Source organism: Paenibacillus sp. JCM 10914 (genome assembly GCF_001315105.1).
Classification (GTDB): Bacteria; Bacillota; Bacilli; order Paenibacillales; family Paenibacillaceae; genus Paenibacillus_AQ.
This window is the reverse complement of sequence record NZ_BAZR01000015.1, coordinates 34,780-53,645: the sequence shown is the minus strand read 5'-3', so window position 1 is coordinate 53,645 and position 18,866 is coordinate 34,780. Positions and strand designations below refer to the sequence as shown.

Sequence of the window (18,866 nt, the reverse complement as noted above, 5' to 3'; positions counted from 1 at the left end):
CGCTTCGTCAATATGGTATTTAAAACGTCTCCAGTGTCTAAATTTACGGGTTGACAATGATGTAATCCCTGATTAACATTCAGATAAGCTGAATCATTTATAATTCCGATCAGAATATATAACTATGATCTACCAGTCAACTGGAGACATCTTCTCTTCGTCTTACGAAGGGGAGGTGTCTTTCTTTTTTAGATTGAATGAAGGAGTGATATCATGACTCGAGCAAGAGAAATGAAATTGTCAGCTTATCTTGTCGGCACCGGTATGCATGCCTCTTCCTGGAAGCTCGCTGACGCTTATCCCGGCGCCAGCATTGACATTGACTATTACCGGCAGCTTGCCCAGACCGCAGAACGCGGTAAATTTGACATGGTATTCTTAGCCGACAGCCTGGCCATCAACGAGGAATCGCACCCCAATATTCTGAACCGCTTCGAGCCGATCACGCTCATCTCTGCACTTGCTGGAGCAACCTCGCGGATCGGACTGGTGGCTACAGCCTCGACCTCTTACGTGGAGCCCTTTAATCTTGCCCGTCAACTGATGTCAGTCGATCAGATCAGCAAGGGCCGGGTCGGCTGGAATATCGTCACGACCCGTGATTTATCCGGCAATACCGCAAGGAATTTCGGTGCGGCGGAACATTATGAGTTAGAACACCGCTATCTCAGAGCCACCGAATTTGTGGAGGTCGTCCGTGGTTTATGGGATTCATGGGAGGATGACGCCTTTATCTTCGACAAGACATCCGGCCGCTTCTTCGACCCTACGAAACTGCATCGTATCAGCCATCAGGGTGAATTTTTCTCGGTTGAGGGCCCGCTAAACATCGCTCGCTCTCCTCAAGGGCAGCCGGTGCTGGTTCAAGCCGGAAATTCCAGCGCTGGGCAACAATTTGCCGCACAAGTGGGTGAAGTAATATTCGCAATCAAATTCAACTTCGAGGATGCACGGGAATACTATCAGTCCTTCAAACGAAGAGTTGCCGATTCCGGCAGAAATCCGGATGAGGTCCATATTATTCTTGGTATATCACCGATTATCGGAATAACGGAGGACGACGCTAAGCAAAAACGCAGGCAGTTCGAGGAGCTGTTGACCGATGAGACCATCCTCGGCTTCTTGGCGGATTATTTCAAAGAGGTGGATTTCAGCGGATACACTCCCCAAACTACAGCCAGAGAGGCCGGTCTCGATGTGCTGCAAGCGAAGAATCCGGACTATCCCAAGCATCAGCCCGTCATTGCAAGAGAGAATCCCACGCTGCGGGAAATCTATTCGCTCATTATCGGCTCCTTCAGCGGTGACCATCTCGTAGGCACGCCGGAGAAGATTGCCGATACGTTAGAGTTATGGTTCAATGGGGGGGCAACTGACGGCTTCATGCTCATGGCTCCGGGATTGCCTGGAGGATTGGAGGATTTCGTGGACAGCGTCGTGCCGATCCTGCAAGAGCGGGGATTATTCAGGCTGGATTACACGGGAAGCACGCTGCGCGAACATATCGGCCTAAGTGTCCCTCCTAATCGCTTCACTGCAACAGAACAAGCTGTTTTATAATTCGCTTCCGCGTTGATGAATAAGCGACCAAAATTAAGAAACCGCAGTATGTTGTCAGATAGGACATCACTCGCGGTTTTTCGTTATGTGTTAGAAAAGGAAGCCAGCCCGTCTTGCGGGTTGGCCTCCTATAGGGCAGCTTTACAGCGCGCTCGCTGTGTTATTCATTGAACTTCTAGCCTTCAACAACGCTTGCTCCAGATCCTCGATCAGATCGAGCGGATCCTCAATGCCGATCGATAGACGGATCAAATCCGGGGTAATCCCCCCGGCAAGCTGCTGTTCCGGTGAGAGCTGAGCGTGGGTTGTGCTGGCAGGATGAATCACCAACGATTTTGCATCGGCTACGTTGGCCAAATGTGAAAATAGCTCCAAGTTATCGATAAAATGGTTGGCCGCCTCGAATCCTCCTTTCAACCCGAAAGTGAAGATGGAGCCGGCGCCTTTGGGAAAGTATCGCTGGGCAAGAGAATAATAAGGACTTGCAGCAAGCGCCGGGTAATTGACCCAAGCGACGTCAGGATGGTCATTAAGATAGTGTACGATACGAACGGTATTAGCCAGATGTTTCTCCAGTCGAAGGGACAAGGTCTCTAGACCCTGCAGCAGCAGGAAGGAGTTGAACGGGCTAATTGCCGCTCCGATGTCTCGCAGAAATTGAACGCGCAGCTTCGTAATATAAGCGGTATCTCCGAATTTCTCTACATAACGAATACCGTTATAACTGGGATCCGGCTCGGTTAATCCCGGAAACTTACCGCTGTCCCAATCAAACGTTCCTCCATCCACGATTAATCCGCCGATGGTCGTGCCATGGCCTCCAATGTATTTGGTTGCAGAATGGATAACGATATCTGCTCCGTGCTCGAAGGGTCTAATCAAATACGGTGTACCGAAAGTGTTATCCACGATCAGAGGAATCCCGTGTTCATGTGCGATATCCGCAATACGCTGAATATCGGGCACATTCAGTCCAGGATTACCGATGGACTCGATGAACACGGCCTTCGTGCGATCATTGATGGCCTCTTCAAAATGTTGAGGATCATCCGGATTAACAAACGACGTGATAATGCCAAGCTTCGGCAGCGTAACTGCGAGCAGGTTATACGTACCACCATACAGTGTATTGGCTGCAACAATCTCATCTCCCGCACCCGCGATGTTGAAGATGGAATAGGTTACTGCGGTGGAGCCCGAAGCAACGGCTAGAGCACCTGTACCACCTTCAAGCGCAGCGATTCGCAGTTCCAGCACTTCATTCGTTGGATTACTGATTCGTGTGTACGTATTGCCTGGCTCTTCAAAATTCAGCACCGCCTTAGCGTGCTCCGTATTCTTAAATACAAACGAAGAGCTTTGATAGATCGGCACCGCCCTTGCACCTGTGACCGGGTCTGCTTGTTGTCCTGCATGTACCTGTAATGTATCGAATCTCCATCTCTTCACACGATCCTGCTCCTCTGTCAATGCGCTCAGCTCCTTTGCCTGTTGTAACAAATAAAAAAGGAGACTGAAGGAATCGTTCTGCTAGGAACGCCTTCAGTCTCCAGTGTATCTGGTCAACTTCGCATATACGTTATATCCAATTAAACCCACTGATTTAGTAGTCTTATTGTACGTCCATCATTGGGTTATGTCAATGCGTGAACGCGACTCTTGGTTTAACCTATTAGGGTAAAGATACCGTGCGAGAAAATGTCAGTTTACGGATGGTCAGCCACAACGATACTAACAATAGCAGTTCAAATACGTTCGTAACCGCGGAGCTTTCTATGGGGATTGGAAAAGCGCTTCCCAGTGCCATGAGTATGGTGCCGATCAGCAGCAAGGGTGATTTATTTCTCCGCCAGGCCGTTATACCGGCTGCAAGCAGCGGTACCAGAATGACAATGACCATCAACGGCGGACCGGAAGCTTCCACAGGTACATAACGCAGCGCTCCATATTCCAAGGATGGCTCGACTACAAGCGGCAATGTTTCCGTTATCAGCTCTACCACGATCAGCGCGGCCGTGAACAGCCAGGCTCCCACTGCCGCAGCTTTCTTCCTTGCCCATGGACTGCCGGCTTGACGGATTAAATCATAGGATACGATAGCCAGCAGCGGCGTTGCTACTGCATGTATCCAGTATCTGGTTACATTTAACTGCTCCAGCAGCGGTCCTTCTCCAATGAATATACCTGCACCTATGATGGCGTTATCCCACACCAATCCGGCAGTCACGAACAGGAGCAAGTAACGCAGTCCCGGCCTGGAATCCAGCTTCATCAGAATGAATCCATATGCGAACAATATCATATACACAGCAGCCAAAATCAAAAATAGTACCGAATCCATCGCTTCGTCTCCCTTCGGAATCAAGCCTCAATTCCAATTAATACCCGTTTCGCAAGGAAGCTAACCGGACCGGATATCGACCTGTATCTCAATACGAAATAACCGCTGGATGAAATCATCCGGCGGTTATTCGTTAGTGTTGATTCCCAAGGCTCGTTCTGGTCTCCTCCGATTCTCGTATGGCACGGTCGGCCAGATTCATCAGGACGATATCATCCATTGGCGGGTTATGCAGCCCTGCACGGACATCCCGGTACATTCGCTCCAGTGGAAGCGCGCGTGAGAGACTGAGGCCACCCACGATGCGCATTGCCCGATCAACGATACGAAGGGCTGCATTGGTTACGATATATTTGGCCAGGCCCAATTCCGGTTTCAGCAGAGAACGCTGTTCCGGCGCTTGGTCCCAGCGGTCCGCTACTTGGTACAAGTAACTGCGCGCGGTAATCAGGTCGACTTCTATCTCTGCGATCTGGCGTTTAATATTGGGCAGTTCTGCAATCGGAACCTGCAATGAATTCGGTTGATGGTGTCTCGCAAAATCAATCGCATAATGCCGGGCAGCATAAGCTATCCCCATATAACATGCCGGGATATGAAGCAATATACCTTCCGTCGGTACGGGATTCATCGGTTTCTCATCATCCACACCACGAATGACTTCGTCATCCGGCACAAACACGTCATCCAAAATGACATCGTGGCTCCCGGTCGCTCGCATCCCCATCGTATTCCAGGTCTCTTCCACCTTCACGCCTGGTCCGCTATGGACCAGAAAGGCCCCTACCTTCTCACTGTCTGCAATACCTGCCGTCACCACGAACTGCTTCAGAATCGGACTTAATGTACTAAAGGTCTTGCGGCCCGTTATCCTCCAGCCCCCTTCTGCTCGGACCGCCGTCGTCTCCGGACGACGCCCCGGCTGGGACTTCCGGTTGCGGGCTCACTCGCAAGTTCATTAATGACGATGCCCTCTGCGACGACGTCCTTGCACAGTCTCTCAAATAATGGCGTTGGCCAAGCTCCCGAAGTACGAAGCTGCAGGATTTGTCCGATATGCCAACCGACAGCGAGCGCTGTCGAGCCATCCCCTCGCGCAAGTCTTTCCTGAGACAGTACCATCTCGTATACTGAGGCCTCTTCTCCCCCATGGAATTGAGGGACCGTTAACTTCAGATAGCCGGATTCCTTTAAATCTTCAAAATTCTCGTACGGAAACGACCCCTCCAAATCATGCTTAGGAGCTCTTTCCGCAAATATGGCCCCGAGCCTGTCGGCCCGGGCAGCGATCGTCGCTTCGCGTTCATTACGTATGAATGGATCTGCGGCATCGTATGGATTCAAATTCGTCCCTCCCTTTGTAAGCCTTGTATTCCGATGGTTATATACTTAAAATTGTAGCAACCTCATTTTGGGGTGTCAACGAAGGCTCAAAAATGCAGCGATAGCTTCATTCACGTCAAGCGGATTATCTAGATTAGTTGCATGATGGGCGTTCTTGATGAGCTGCAATCGAGAGTTCGAAATCTTCTCCTGCATATACACCTGTTGCCTGCGGATCATCGTGTCATGCTCACCCTGAAGGAGCAATGTTGGACATTGTATCTTTGCCAAGTCGTGCTTACTTTCCATGCGGGTAATCGCATCCCACAGACGAACCCAGTTGGAATGTGGAATGGAACAGAAGGCCTCTTCTATGTATGCTTGATTGCTCTTATTGAACTTGGATAGCATCCTGCCTTGAATTTTCCCCGATAACTTCATCGGCATCATGTAACTCGACCAACGATTCAAGGGCACGAACATTCGCTCGAACCCATTGAACGCATTAGTAAATGGAGTGCCTATGAGCACCAAAGATTCCACCCTTTCAGGATAGCGAACAGCGGTTTGCAGCGAGATATGTCCCCCTAGAGATAATCCGCATAAAGTCGCCTTGCCTATATCCAGATGATCAAGAAGATCCACTAAATCCCTGCTGAAATCCTCTGAATCCACTTTTCCGTCCGGCAAGGAGGATAGACCGTGTCCCCGAATGTCCCACACGATGGTTTTATATTTTGGCGAGAAATCATCAACTTGTGGCTGCCATTGTTTATGGTTCCACGAAGCCCCATGCGTAAAGAGAAGCGGGGCCCCCTCTCCCTGCACCTCGTAATACAGGTCAATTTCTCTTCCATTAAAAAGGGGCATATCATGTCCTCCTCAGTCTATGTCGGAATTCATTAACGAAGCAAAAATCATCTCAAAGCATTCATCAAACAATTCGTCCAATGTCCGGTCTGATTCTTTAATCCAGATCAACATCGCACCGCCGATCGCCGATTGCAGCACCCTGCTCACCTTGGCTACGTCGCACGGAATAATCTCTTGGCTGGCAATAGCCTGCTCTAGCATGTGCTGCGTATGGTCATCGATCAGTCGCAGTCTGGACCTCGTGCGCTCCAGCAAATCCGGATCAGCCGTTCCTTCTAAATAGAAGGACGTATGGTTCGCTAACTCCACAGGATCTTTCATTCGTCCCGTTGAGTGCTTGAATACGGCTTTTAACGCCTCGACCCTCGATAAATTCGATTGGCTGGCATCTTGAAAAGCTTGTCGCGTTAATTCCAGGACATAATCGCCGTACGCCAGAAACAAGTTCTTCTTCGAACCGAATCGCTTCATCAAAGCCGCCGGTGAGATACTCACTTCTTCGGTTATATCCGTTAATGCTACTTGCCCATAACCTTTTTTGCATAAAGCCTGGTATACGCCATGAAAGATCACTTCATCTTGAAAAGCTCGTGGTCTAGCCATGATTCAGATCCTCCGCGATAATTAGTAAATGAATATTTACTAATTATTATTTCATACCTTTTGCCATGTGTAAACCAGATACCTGAATTTTGTAAAAGTAAAAAAGACCTTGATGTCCAAGGCCTTGTGCATTCGGTGAACTGGTTGTGCATTATTGCATAAAAAGAACGTGCATCGGGGAATACCCCATACACGTTCAGACTGACAGATAGCATATCTCTCACTAATCGAGGTCAACCGTTTGGTTCAGCTCCGATTTGCCTTTCACCTCTTTTTGCCCCACCAATTGCTTGAAGAAAGCTTTCACCGTTTTGGTCTTATTGCCCGTCTCCCAATATTCTGCGGTATCGGTATCGACCTTAATCAGAATCACATTAGGATCGTCGTACGTGGTATGCAGGAACTTGCCATATGCGGCATTCCACATGTCTTTCTTCTTCGCCAGATCTTCTACCACCTCGGCTCGACCACGAATGGATACATAGGATTTACCGACATAAGCAACGTTCACGTTCGGATTTGCCAGAATCTCTTGATATTTGCTCGTATCCCGCATCGTCAGGAACCACAGGTCTCCATCGAACTCGATCTCTTGGGTCTGCATCGGTCTGGAATTAATACCGCCTTCCGATATCGTAGCGAACATGGCTGTTTCCACGTCTTTGATTATTTCCTTCACGGTTTCTACTGCTTCTGTATTCACAACCGTTTCTTTTGACAAGAGAATCACCTCGATTTCATAATTTAGTCTGTAATTACACGCGTAGCGTTAATATTAAACGAGAGGGTTATGGAAACAGCGTTGATGCTTGATCCTCCAACCCTAACATTTCCGTATCGGTTACCAGTCTATACCCATCGCTTCTAAGCTTGCTAATGATATTCGGGAGGGCCTGCACCGTCCCCGACAAATCCCCGCCAGTGCCTGTCGCGGCATGTTGCAGGACAATCGCTCCCGGAGTGACGGTCGACAGAATGTTATGTTCCACTTCCTCAGGTGTTAGTCCTTCCCAGTCTAAAGAATCGACATTCCAGTTAATAACCTTCTTGTTCTGGCTCGCCAGCCATTTGATCTGTTCCTCGCTGATGTTTCCGTACGGAGGTCGAATAATGTTCGGGATTTTGCCCGTAAATTGACTGATAAGCAGGTCTGTTGTAATTACCTGATCGCGGAATTCTGCATCACTCAGCTTCGGCAAATTGGCATGATTGTAAGAATGGTTGCCTATCACATGCCCCTCTTGCACGATCCGCTTAAAAATGTGAGGATACGCCTCAATCCGATTACCCACCACGTAGAAAGTCGCCTTAACCCCTTCACGCTTCAATGCATCCAATATCTGCGGCGTGAATGTTTCGTCCGGCGCATCATCAAAGGTCAAGGCCACTTCACGCTTATTCCCTGGTCCTCGGAGGATAAGTGTGCTCCTGTATTCCTTGGCAAGCTCAGCTAAAGAAAGAGTTTCCAGCTTCTCTGTCGTATCCTTGTTTCCGATGAGCTCGGTATCCAAATCTGTCGATTGCTGTGTTATCCGAGGCGGTTCCGCTTCCGATTGATGCTCCGCATTTTTCTGAGCACAGCTCGTTACCATACATAAACTTACAACCAGCATTAACGATATAACACGATGCGATTTCAAAATGATATCCCCTCCTTGTTCCAATCCCCGGCTCTTTCCTTCCTTAAATTGTTTGCTGAATTGCAGCAAATCATGCGTTTATTTCAATCAAGCGCATCTGATTAACCCCTCTATTGAAACTCTTATGTCTCTTCAGAACGAAATCATTTCATTTATTGAAGTAAAAATAAATAAAAATAGATTTCTATACGTGGCATCATAACAATACAAAAAACAGTGGGTAACCAGTACTCACTGTTTTTTTGTTGCTATGATATGGCACCTTTTTTAGCATCTATTTTCTGTTTTATAACGACTGTAATTATTCAAATTTTCAAACTATCATTTTCTTAAAAACAGATTTCTCAATACAAGAGCCTACTCAGGAGGGCGTAAATTGATACAGCTTCGACTCCCTGGCCGTCAGAGACAGCCCCAGCTTACCGTCAGTAGCCTTGACTTCCTTGTTTGTCCACATATCTGTTATTTTATAGTCACCAGGTATGCCGGCTCTAGCCAGATCTACGTTCTTTGCGGCATCATTGGTGGCGAAGTTGAAGACAGCCAGGTAATAAACCCCATCGTTCTCCATCACAAATATATCCGATGACCCCGCTCCTGTATTGCCCTCAACCGTACGGAAGGCTTTCCCGCTCACAGCCAGCTCATTGATCCGCGGATTTGTGAGCAGCTGCTGCATTAGCTTCTGAACCTCCGGTTTAGTAACATCGTCAGAGTTCAGGAACATCGTTCCGGAAATAGCCGCCGCGTTAACTCTCGTTCGGGCCCCTTCCAGCGTCTCTCCCTTTTCCAATGTCATGTAATCCGGGTCCGTATAATGATAGATCGTGCCGTTCTGCCACCAGCCATAAGTTAAATTGTTCAGCTGGTATTCCGTTGAGCCAACCGAACCGTCAATATCACAGGATATCCGGCGGGCATGCGCATACTGGCTCGGGAATATCGGTGCAATAGAGGTATTCACAAACATCGTTCCCTCCAGCTTTTCAATCAGATACGCCATCCCTTGATTAAAGGCTTGAATACCTGTTTTCACATTCTTGTCGTAGTGGTCGCCCTCCAGAGCTGCATGGGTAATGAAGTCAAGCTTGAGAAATTCATAGCCGGCTTTCTTAAACCGCTCAATATCGTAGTCCATCTTCATCTTTGTGCCCGGGTGGGTAGGATCGAGCGCATATCCCATGAGAGCGGGAACGATGATGCCATTTTTGTCCTTGAGCACAATATCGCCATACGTATATTTGCCATCTGTCCCTTCAACCTCCTGGAGCATATTTTTGCCCCAATAGACAAACGGAGTATGGTAAGAGCCTGGCCGCTGGTTATTCTTGCGAATTTTATCTACCAGCTCAAGCCGCTTCTCCTCCGGGATATTGTCCCAGAAGGAATCCATGTTAATATAAATATCACCCTTGTTGTTAAAGGATTTATTCTGAATATGGTCATGGAAGAAATCCGAGACAGCAACCATCTTGTTATAGGACAGCTTATCGACATACGCCCCCCAGCTGTTCCAGCCGACTGGGACTCCTTGCGGGATATTCGGCCCGAAGCTGAGCGGGGGAGCAACCGCTGCATTCGCACGGCCATAAGCTCCATCCCGTCCCGGTAATCACTATAGAAGCCTACAAAGATCTGCGGGGATTTCAGCGTGGTGCCAGAGATCGCCCCATGCTCCATCCGGTCATAAGTGACATTACGGGAGGTGAAGCCCCCGTAAACCTTAAGCTCATTTAGCCGGTTATCCGACCCGCCCCAGTAAACCCCAGTCTTCCAGGTATCATGGGTGACCGATCCGACCACAAGTCCGTTACGGCTGACATTATCAAAGATAGCCGTTACTTCCGAACTGATATACTTATCGTTATTCAGGCTTGTATTCATTGTTTTGGACACATACCTGGACCAGGCGTCATTATCGAACGGCACTAATAGCACACGATTATCCCCATATTGGCCTAGATCAACACCGCCTGCTGTGTTGAGCACTACAGGCGCCATATAATTGGAGCTCAGCTCGCTGCTGCCGCTAATTTCCTGCTCGGTTATGAAATAATCCACACCTTCATAAAAGTAATAGATTTGATCAAATGTGGGCAGTCCCGGCTTCTCATTGCGGACCGTCAACTTAATGCCCTTCCCGTGGCCGTCCTGTACAGGGACGATCTGGTCCGCCAGTAGCTGATGCGTATCCAGTTCGAGGCTACGCACAAGCTGATCTCCCAGCTTCACGCTGCCATAGACGCCCTTCGCAATCATGCTGCCTTGCCAGGAATAGCCGGCAAGCCCCGTCTCTGTATTATAGAGAACTTCATAGGCACTGCTACCAATCACGAAGCCCTTCTCATGTTGAGTCACCCGAATGGAGCCATAATTCGACGTATTCAGCTCCCCGCCGATATTGCCCGATTCGCCCCACATTGCGGCAGGGTCCTGGACAGCATCTGCTGCAGGCGCCTTGCGGATCACAATTTTGTCCAGATTCGGAGAATACCAGCCCCCGTCCGAAAATAACAGCTTATTGTTTCCTGCTACCAATTCAACAGCAAATTCATAGGTTCCGACCGATTCCCAATCGTTTTTGCCGACTTCCGGTAAATCATATTTTTCCGCTTCACCGGTTCCATTTACTTGAACGAAGAAGGAGCGCGGGTCTCCGGAGGTGTAATACACCTTCACAATATAAGAGCCTGCTTCAGGCACCTCGATATGGTTGAACTGGACAGAACTGCCTTCGAAGAGACCTCCGACCTGCTGTCCATTCTCACAATACTTGCAATCCGCAATTTCTGTATGAGGACCCTCCAGTATATTGCTAGGATCGTTTGCTTCATAGGTATATTCAACAATTGCTTCCTCCACCGGGAGACCACCTTCCTCTTCTGTGTTCTTCTCCATCTCTGCTGCGCTATTCTCTGCTATAGCCGGTTGAACTTGCTCTCCCTCCTTCGTAGCAGCTACCCGATAAATAATGAATACGATTCCAATAACAAGGACCAGAGCAGCAATAAGTCCAGCCGTCCTTCCCTTTTTCAATGACATCACCAACCTTTAGGCCAGAGGGATACCCTTTTAGCCCTTTATAAAATTATCCAACGAGACCACTCCGCTCCATGCTCTCTACGAAATGCCGTTGTACAAACAGATACATAATAATCAACGGCAAAATCGCCATTAAGATTGCCGTATTCTGAATCATGGACAAATACAACGGGTCCGGCTGCACATCTTGTCCCGGCGGCGTAAGGAAGAATAGAATCTGCGCACCCGCAGTAGAAAGCATGGATGACATGACCTTCGCCTCATTCAGGATCATCCCGGTGTAGAAGGAATCGTTCCATTGCCATACGAAGGAAAACAGCATCACCGTAACGACAGATGGAATGGCGTTCGGCAAAACAATTTTCCAAAACGTCCCGAAGGTACCAGTACCGTCAACGAGCGCTGCCTCCTCGATTTCATTCGGCATTCCTCTGAAGAACTGGCGGAAAATATAAACGAACAAGCCGGTTTTCAAGCCTATGCCGAGAATGGAGGAAATAATAAACGGCCAGTAGGTATCGATCATGTTTAAGCTTTTATATTGCAAATAGGTTGGAATCATGATCGTCTGCGGCGGCACCAGAATCGTAAAAATGACGCAGCCGAACAACAGGCCGCTCCCGCGAAACTTCATGCGCGAGAAGCCATAGCCAGCCAGCACACAACAAAAGGTTTGCAGCACCATGACCGTGCCGGACAGCATCACGGTGTTCAATAAAACCTTAGGAAAATTCAGTGCTTTGATTACAAGCACGAAGTTATCTAGTGTGAAGTGCTTCGGTATCCAGACAACCGTCGCATCATACATATCAACCGGATCTTTGATTGCAATTATGATCTTAATCATAATCGGGTAGAGAATAATAAATGAAATCCCGCATATCAGCACCGACCGGATAAATATCCACAGCCACTTCTTTAGCTTGTTCAACCAGAAGCTTCCTTTGGCCATTCGCTGCCACAATTGGCTCAACAGCCCCTGCGACGGTTGCGACGGTTGCGACGGTTGTGTCGTTTCTGTCTTCATGCTGCCCCTCCTTGGCGGTTAGTCATAGTAGAATACTTTCCTTGAAATCAATGCGGCCACAATCCACAGGAAAATGGAAATGACCAAGAAGTAGATCCAGGCCATCGATGCGCTAAGTCCAAACTGAAAGCTCTTGAAAGCCGTATCTCGTATTTGACGGGTTGTCGGGCTGCTCAGCAAATTATCGATGATGGAATAGATAACATTCGTCAAAATCAGCGGGCTAATCATCGGAAACGTAATTTTCCAAAACGATTCATATGCCGTAGCGCCTTCAATCTTGGAGCTTCATACAGCGAGCCCGAAATAGACTGCAGTCCCGCCAAGAAAATAAGAATCTGTACACCGGACGAGGTAATAATCTGATAAATTCGGTTCACCGCGTCGACCAAATATTCAACAATGTAATGATTGACCCCGGAGCGGTATAAGAACCGTGCAAGCTCAAGGTTTTGGAACATAGCGGACTCGCCGCTAGTGGACTGAGTGGCTCCCCGGATGACTCCCTGCATGTAGTCTCCGCTCTCAAGCGAAGCGATCACGCCGGAAGCCAAAATGACCGGTAGGAAAAAGATTGCCCTTGCAAGGCCTCTTCCCTTGAACTTCTGGTTAAGCAGCACCGCAGCGAATAAGCTGAAAATAACGATTAAGGGCACGTTAATGACCATGTTCAGCATCGATTCGGTTAATGTTCTGACATAGCTCTCATTTTCAAACAGCGCATTTTTATAGTTCGCCCAGCCTGCGCCAATAATCGCGAGCCCGTTCTCATCCACCTTCAAGGTGCTGAAGCTGTAACGCAAAGAGTTAATCATCGGAATTAAAAACAGTAAGATAAACCTGCAAACCACGGGAGGACGAACCATACCCCTTTATACTTCTGCTTCTGATGTAGCGTCATTCTGGGTAGCTTCACTTGCGCTCGCCTCCAATAAGGTATCCCAACGGTTCGACGGTATCTCCTTCTACGTTGATGGCATAGTCGTTGTAATTGACGACCACCGTTGTTCCATCTTCATATGTGGTGCGGTATACGCCTTTCTCCAGCATTTCATGATCCTTAATCGTCTGGGTTCGGACCTTGCCCAGCACCGCATCCACTTCGTTATAGGCCGCAGTCGCCTCGTTAATCCAATTTTTGTACTGCGCCGAATATAAGTAGTCGAACTCCGTCTCCTTCACCGAGGATGACTTGGCATAGAACCATTTGAAATTCAGATTCGAGCCGGTCTCCATCGCCTTCAGCATATTCGAGCGAATGTCCTGGTCGTCGCCCAGATTAAGCGCCGTACCGGCATAATCAACATAGCCGTGAAGCGCAATCTCATAGAACGGAACACTCTGATCGGTAATGTTGTAGCCGCTGCTCGAAACCGGTGCGTTGATGACGCTGTCGGCGTAAGGAATTGCGTAGCTGTTGCCGCCTGAAACCATCAACTTGGTATTTGCCCCCAGCTTGGCTAATTGTTCTTGCACAATCTGTTTTGCGCCCTCTCTGGTCACCATATGCTTGGGATTATAGTCGGAATTGAGAGTATTCCCCATGTCATTCAAGGAAAGAGCAGACAGGTCCAGCTTCTTGAAGTCGCTGTAAAAATCATCCACGATACCTTCAAGCTTGAGCGGTGACAGCACATAAGCCGGGTCAAGCCAGGTTTGCTTGAAATAGCCAGCCAGATCATAAGGATAGATGCTCGCAATCGAATTGGTAATGGTTCTCGACGCTTGCTTTCTCGGACTGAACCCCCATGTTTCCCGCAGCACATTCGTGAAGGATGCATCCGGATACAGCTCCACCCCATTGTTATTGCTATAGGTAATCAGCTTGTTTAAAGCCTTCTTCCCGCCGAGTTCCCCGTCAACGGAGATGGAGGTAGGGATGGAATGATGAATACCGCCATTGAACCAGCCGGTATAACGCAGCTTGATACTTCCTAAGCCTCCACCTTTCAGCTCCTTCAGAATTTCTTGAGCTTGCTCGAATGTTGTCAGCGGCTCATAGGAGGTATAAGGAATACCAAGGAAAAACTTTTGCTTCGGCACACCGCCAATCAATTCAACGAAGAACGGAGATTGTGCTTTGGATTCCAATTTTGCCAGCTTGTATTTGTCAGCCAGGTATGAGCGGTACAAGGATGCCATACCGACATAGCTTGCTTGTTCGCCATTAAGAAACCCGTACCTGATGGTCAGGTTTCCATGATAGGATTCAGCTTGAAATTTCGATACCGTCTGTGTCGTCCAGTTGCCGCTTAATGTGAGCGGCTCGGATATGTTAATTGCGTAGCTGCTGTAAACCGAGTTATACGAATTCGCTCTGCCGCTAATATCAGCCTCAACTCGGCCGATTCCATCCCCGTCCTCAATGATGGCGAGGTATGCCTGATCATTCTTCTTCATCCCGAATACAGGCAGTCGCGCCGGGTCGCCGTTTAGTGGTTTAAACTTATTCTCACGGGTCAAATCAATGCCATACAGCTCCTCATTATAGGGAGCCGCGTCCAGCTTGCCATTATTGAGCCGAATAAGCGAGCCCGACCCGTCCGGTACGAACATATATCCGTCTTCATTCGTTCCAGCAGCACCGAAATACGGAAGTACCGAAAGATTCTGCAAGTAATAGCCCTTGGTATCAACCTCCTCGGTGGACACCTGTACGACGAACTGATCGCCCACGAGCCGGTAAGTAATAGGAAGGACAAATAGTGCGTGACTCGCGATTTCACCGTCTGCAAAGGTCTGACGGTCGATGTTCATTTCTTCCTCGGTATAACCCACCTCTTTAAATACTTCGAGCGTGCGCGTAAGCCCCATCCGTTCAAAGCCTTGTCACGGCGTTCGTACGCTTTCTTCTTTTCATTCAGCTTGAAGCGGTTGAGCATATCGCTCTTCACCTTTTCATCCTGGATCTTGTCAAGAATCAGCATCTGGAACCGTTCCTCGCCTATGAAGGGCGGAACCTGCTCCACTCCGCGCAGCTTCTCGCCGACGGTATACGTAATTTTAATCCCGTCTTCCAGCTTTTCATGCACAAATTGCTGGTACTGCACGCTTTGGCTGAAGTTGTTATACTGTTGCGGCTTGCCGCTGCTGTCAGAGTAGGATAGCAGCAGTTGGCTCGACAGCATGGCTTTGTTAAAGCCCGATGCCTTGCCATCCTGCTCGCGGGCTTGCGGATTTGAGAACCACACCGAACCGTCTTTTTTAATTCTTACAGCAATTTCTGTCGTCTCAGGATTGAAGTACAGCGCCAGAAATTCATTCTCCGCTGCCAGATCCATCTTGATCTCATCTTGGGCAGAGGTCTGATTTGCCCCCTGTCCGGCATGACCCGCTGCTGTCCCGCTTGACGTCTGGAACGGCTGCTCGTCGGATACCTGGGATGACGATGCATCCGGCACCGGATCGGCCGAGACTTGATAAATGCTCGCCCCAGCCAGCATAGTTAGGACAGTTGCACTAATTAGAGTTATTTTCCACTTGCTGTTCATCAGTATCTGCCTCCTTTCCTAGATGCGCAATGAAATCTCGGTATAGATTGAGAGCACAAAGCCCAGCATTTCCTGCAACAAACTGAAGAAGAGGAGCCCCAGAAACGTGATGATGCCCATTACCAGGATGGTGAGCAGCATCGTTACGATCGTCTTCGTAACCGTGTACTGATGCACCGTCATGATACCGATGAACAGCAGCCAGACAAACCACAGCACCGCAATCGTATCGAGCATATAGTAAAATGCGGACTCACGCAGCGTGATGACATTGCTGATCAGTGTATTGCTGAAGCGAATCAGCACGAGCGGCAGCAGTGCATATCCGCTCGCCATCACGATTTCCTTGAATTTCCCTTCCCCGTCCATCAACGTTGTCAGCGACCAGTTCGCAACACACCAAAGGAAAAATGGCAGTACAATATTTTGCAACTCATAAATGCTGTTCAGATCATAGGGGTAATTAAAGTTGACGACAAAGCCTGCAAATTGACGCAGTACAATCGTCGACACCGTCAAGAGCAACAAAATCACGAGCGCAACCCGAAGCTTTCCTTTATTCTCATATTTTAAATCCCAGAACCCTTGGAACGGATGAAGCAGGACATAAAACGGATGTTTGGTCATCTCACGTAACATTCGCCTTCACCTTTCCTTTCAACCGTCTTTTTAGAAAGCTTATGCCCCAAATTGTTGCAATCAAGACGACAAGTCCAGTCATGCCCACTCCAAAATATTCCCGTACTATTTCCTTGCGGTATTTGCCCAAAGCTTTGGAGTAATACACCCTGTCGTAGCCAAGATGGAGGTTTTCCATAGCCAACTTGCTCTCTCCTTGGCGAAGCAACGCTTTGCCAATCCCGACGTAAGCGATTTCATTATTCGCATTCAATGTCAGGAGCTCCTTCCACTTGTTTGACGCCTCCGTATATTTGCCCGAGATGAGCAACTCATTGGCTTCATTGACCAGCTTGCCGTACCGTGTCGGTTTGAAGATGGTAATCCGGTTCATCTCCTGGTCCAGAACGAAGAACTGATCCCCTCTGCTCTCAAGCGCAACAGGCGTTTTGAACGTCCCTTCCTGCTCACCCATCCGGCCGAAAATGTACATCAGACTTCCGTCCTCGTTGTAGGTAAAGATGCGGCCTTTTCTGGAATCAAGCGCGCTGTAGGTCCCGTTCTCGCCTACCTTGATATCAACAAGAATGGAGCTAGCCGCTGGATTTTGAGAATATGCGTCACCCATTGGAGGGATATATCCTTCACGGCGGAGTACGTCATCCCCGGTTGGATTGAGCCGCTTAATCGGCACAGTAGAGCCAACTTCTGCAGTCGTGGTAAAGATGAAATTTTCCCCGTCTACATCCAGGTTATTGAATTCAAGCGGCACGAACTGGGCCAGCTTATTGCGCTGCTCCTTCGTGGACAGCTGTTTCCAGATGTAATCCATGAAATTGAAGGAGACTTTATTGGTCCCCATGAAGCCGGTGAATTTCCCATCGGAATCCATTTCCATAATGCCGTCGAATACACCTCTACCGATAACGTAAATGCGACCGGCTTTATCCACCGCAATTTTTCTTGGAAAGTATTCGAAGTCATCCAGGATGACTTCGGACTTTGGAGCACCAATCACCCTGACGAGCTTCCCGTCGGACTCAAGCTCAATGACCCTGCTGTTATCGGTATCGGCTATATAGATGCGGCCCTTGTCTGTTACGAATATCCCTTGCGGGTTAGCAAATTGCTCCTGTTTCGCTCCATCCTTGAATCCATAGATTTGTCGAATAGCCTTCCATTGCTGATCGAAGACTACGATCCGCCCGTTGCCGGCATCCAGCACATAGACTAGTCCGTCGCTTGCTACAAACATATCTGTCGGCCCTTTAAGCTTGCCCACGCCTTGCTCCGCGCCGTCGATAACACCATCCGGTAAATAGGCATTCGGGGTGCTCGACGAATCCCCCCAGTAGTAATACGAATATCCTTCATAGGGCGCCGCCTGAAGCGGGGATGCGAACAAGGTGAGCGAAGCGAGCACTAAAGCTGCTTTACACATTGACTTGATGAGTTTCAACTTACCTCTCCTCCCGCCTTATTCCTTAATTCCGGAAGATGCCATCGTCTGAATGATCTGGCTCTGGGTAATGACGAACAAAACCACCGGAACAATCATCAACAGCAGTGCTACTGCTGCTGCCACACCTGCACGGGCAATACCGCCTTGTATGATCTGTCCCATGGCAAAGTGCATCGTCTTCAGCTCCTCGCTATAGATGAAGCTGCCGCCGTCTGTCGCCCACAGCATCTGGAACAGTAGAATGATGAGCGTAAACCAGGCTGGCTTCACAAGCGGCATTACAATCGACCAGAAGATGCGATATTCATTGGCCCCGTCGATTTTGGCCGATTCGATCAGAGCCATCGGAATCTGCTCAATAAATTGCTTCATTAGGTACAGGCCCAGCGGATAAGCAAATGCCGGGAGAATAATCGCCCAATACGTATCGATCCATCCGAGCCACGACATGATGATGTAATTCGGAATCGCTGTCACTTGCGTAGAGAACATCAAAGACAAGACGACGATGCTAAACAGCATCTTCGAGCCGCCGAACTTGTATTTCGCCAGCGGATAGCTGCCGCCGAAGCCAGAATAACGTGTCCGACCGTTCCCGCCAGCGTAATGAACACCGTATTGAAAATATAGCGGGAAAATGGCACCCAGGACTTCGCCATCAGATGGAACAAGTCCGGGAAGTTGTTGAGCGTCGGGTTGCGCACGAAAATTCTCGGCGGGAACAGGAACAGCTCATCCAGTGGTTTAAAAGCGTTGTTAATGATGTAAACCAAAGGAATCGCCATGAATGCCCCAAACAGGCCAAGCAACAGAAACAGCAGGAGGTCGACTTGCCAGGAACGGTTGATTCTTTTTTCGCCGCTTAATCTAAATGCAAGCTTCACGG

The 18,866-nt window shown here is 48.7% G+C and carries 16 protein-coding genes and 2 pseudogenes; 1 reads left to right on the top strand and 17 read right to left on the bottom strand.

What is annotated here, in order from left to right; all coding sequences use genetic code 11:
- Window positions 1–213 precede the first annotated feature (213 nt).
- Entirely contained in the window at window positions 214–1,560 is a 1,347-nt protein-coding gene (locus JCM10914_RS16760) for an LLM class flavin-dependent oxidoreductase (protein WP_023963141.1), read from the top strand.
- 141 nt (window positions 1,561–1,701) lie between these two features.
- Here the strand turns inward: JCM10914_RS16760 and JCM10914_RS16755 are convergent, their stop codons facing one another.
- The 17 genes and pseudogenes from JCM10914_RS16755 to JCM10914_RS16680 form a co-directional block, all read right to left on the bottom strand.
- Window positions 1,702–3,009 carry an O-acetylhomoserine aminocarboxypropyltransferase/cysteine synthase family protein gene (locus tag JCM10914_RS16755; protein ID WP_036718694.1) on the bottom strand — a complete coding sequence of 436 codons (1,308 nt, stop codon included), beginning with the start codon at window positions 3,007–3,009 and terminating at the stop codon, window positions 1,702–1,704.
- 223 nt (window positions 3,010–3,232) lie between these two features.
- Window positions 3,233–3,901 carry a hypothetical protein gene (locus JCM10914_RS16750; protein WP_023963137.1) on the bottom strand — a complete coding sequence of 223 codons (669 nt, stop codon included), beginning with the start codon at window positions 3,899–3,901 and terminating at the stop codon, window positions 3,233–3,235.
- Between the two features lie 133 nt (window positions 3,902–4,034).
- Window positions 4,035–5,245, bottom strand: a pseudogene (locus JCM10914_RS16745) (acyl-CoA dehydrogenase family protein).
- Between the two features lie 75 nt (window positions 5,246–5,320).
- The gene (locus JCM10914_RS16740; protein WP_023963131.1) at window positions 5,321–6,094 is read right to left on the bottom strand and encodes an alpha/beta fold hydrolase; all 774 of its coding nucleotides are present in this window, start codon (window positions 6,092–6,094) and stop codon (window positions 5,321–5,323) included.
- A gap of 12 nt (window positions 6,095–6,106) precedes the next feature.
- A complete protein-coding gene (locus tag JCM10914_RS16735; protein WP_023963129.1) occupies window positions 6,107–6,700 on the bottom strand; it encodes a TetR/AcrR family transcriptional regulator in 594 nt (197 codons plus the stop codon).
- 223 nt (window positions 6,701–6,923) lie between these two features.
- Entirely contained in the window at window positions 6,924–7,421 is a 498-nt protein-coding gene (locus JCM10914_RS16730) for a pyridoxamine 5'-phosphate oxidase family protein (protein ID WP_023963128.1), read from the bottom strand.
- Between the two features lie 67 nt (window positions 7,422–7,488).
- Window positions 7,489–8,340: a polysaccharide deacetylase family protein gene (locus tag JCM10914_RS16725; RefSeq protein WP_231638685.1), complete on the bottom strand. Its 852-nt coding sequence runs from the start codon at window positions 8,338–8,340 to the stop codon at window positions 7,489–7,491.
- A gap of 361 nt (window positions 8,341–8,701) precedes the next feature.
- A complete protein-coding gene (locus JCM10914_RS16720; protein ID WP_052019846.1) occupies window positions 8,702–9,733 on the bottom strand; it encodes a hypothetical protein in 1,032 nt (343 codons plus the stop codon).
- Window positions 9,682–11,376, bottom strand: coding sequence for a carbohydrate-binding protein (locus JCM10914_RS16715; RefSeq protein ID WP_158442475.1), 1,695 nt, complete (start codon window positions 11,374–11,376; stop codon window positions 9,682–9,684). Before JCM10914_RS16715 ends, JCM10914_RS16720 begins: the two co-directional genes overlap by 52 nt.
- Window positions 11,377–11,428: 52 nt before the next feature.
- Complete coding sequence (locus tag JCM10914_RS16710) at window positions 11,429–12,409, bottom strand: carbohydrate ABC transporter permease (RefSeq protein ID WP_023963120.1); 981 nt, start codon at window positions 12,407–12,409, stop codon at window positions 11,429–11,431.
- 18 nt (window positions 12,410–12,427) lie between these two features.
- Complete coding sequence (locus JCM10914_RS31905; RefSeq protein WP_023963118.1) at window positions 12,428–12,640, bottom strand: hypothetical protein; 213 nt, start codon at window positions 12,638–12,640, stop codon at window positions 12,428–12,430.
- Window positions 12,637–13,275, bottom strand: coding sequence for a carbohydrate ABC transporter permease (locus JCM10914_RS16705; protein WP_023963116.1), 639 nt, complete (start codon window positions 13,273–13,275; stop codon window positions 12,637–12,639). The genes JCM10914_RS31905 and JCM10914_RS16705 overlap by 4 nt, the downstream gene beginning before the upstream one ends.
- Window positions 13,276–13,321: 46 nt before the next feature.
- Entirely contained in the window at window positions 13,322–15,223 is a 1,902-nt protein-coding gene (locus tag JCM10914_RS16700) for a DUF5696 domain-containing protein (RefSeq protein ID WP_148300224.1), read from the bottom strand.
- Complete coding sequence (locus tag JCM10914_RS16695; protein WP_023963112.1) at window positions 15,163–15,900, bottom strand: hypothetical protein; 738 nt, start codon at window positions 15,898–15,900, stop codon at window positions 15,163–15,165. Before JCM10914_RS16695 ends, JCM10914_RS16700 begins: the two co-directional genes overlap by 61 nt.
- Window positions 15,901–15,918: 18 nt before the next feature.
- On the bottom strand, window positions 15,919–16,539 hold the full coding sequence (locus JCM10914_RS16690) for a Yip1 family protein (RefSeq protein ID WP_023963110.1): 621 nt from the start codon (window positions 16,537–16,539) through the stop codon (window positions 15,919–15,921).
- A complete protein-coding gene (locus JCM10914_RS16685; RefSeq protein ID WP_052019844.1) occupies window positions 16,529–17,977 on the bottom strand; it encodes a tetratricopeptide repeat protein in 1,449 nt (482 codons plus the stop codon). The genes JCM10914_RS16690 and JCM10914_RS16685 overlap by 11 nt, the downstream gene beginning before the upstream one ends.
- A gap of 18 nt (window positions 17,978–17,995) precedes the next feature.
- A pseudogene (locus JCM10914_RS16680) lies at window positions 17,996–18,864 on the bottom strand (carbohydrate ABC transporter permease).
- Window positions 18,865–18,866 lie beyond the last annotated feature (2 nt).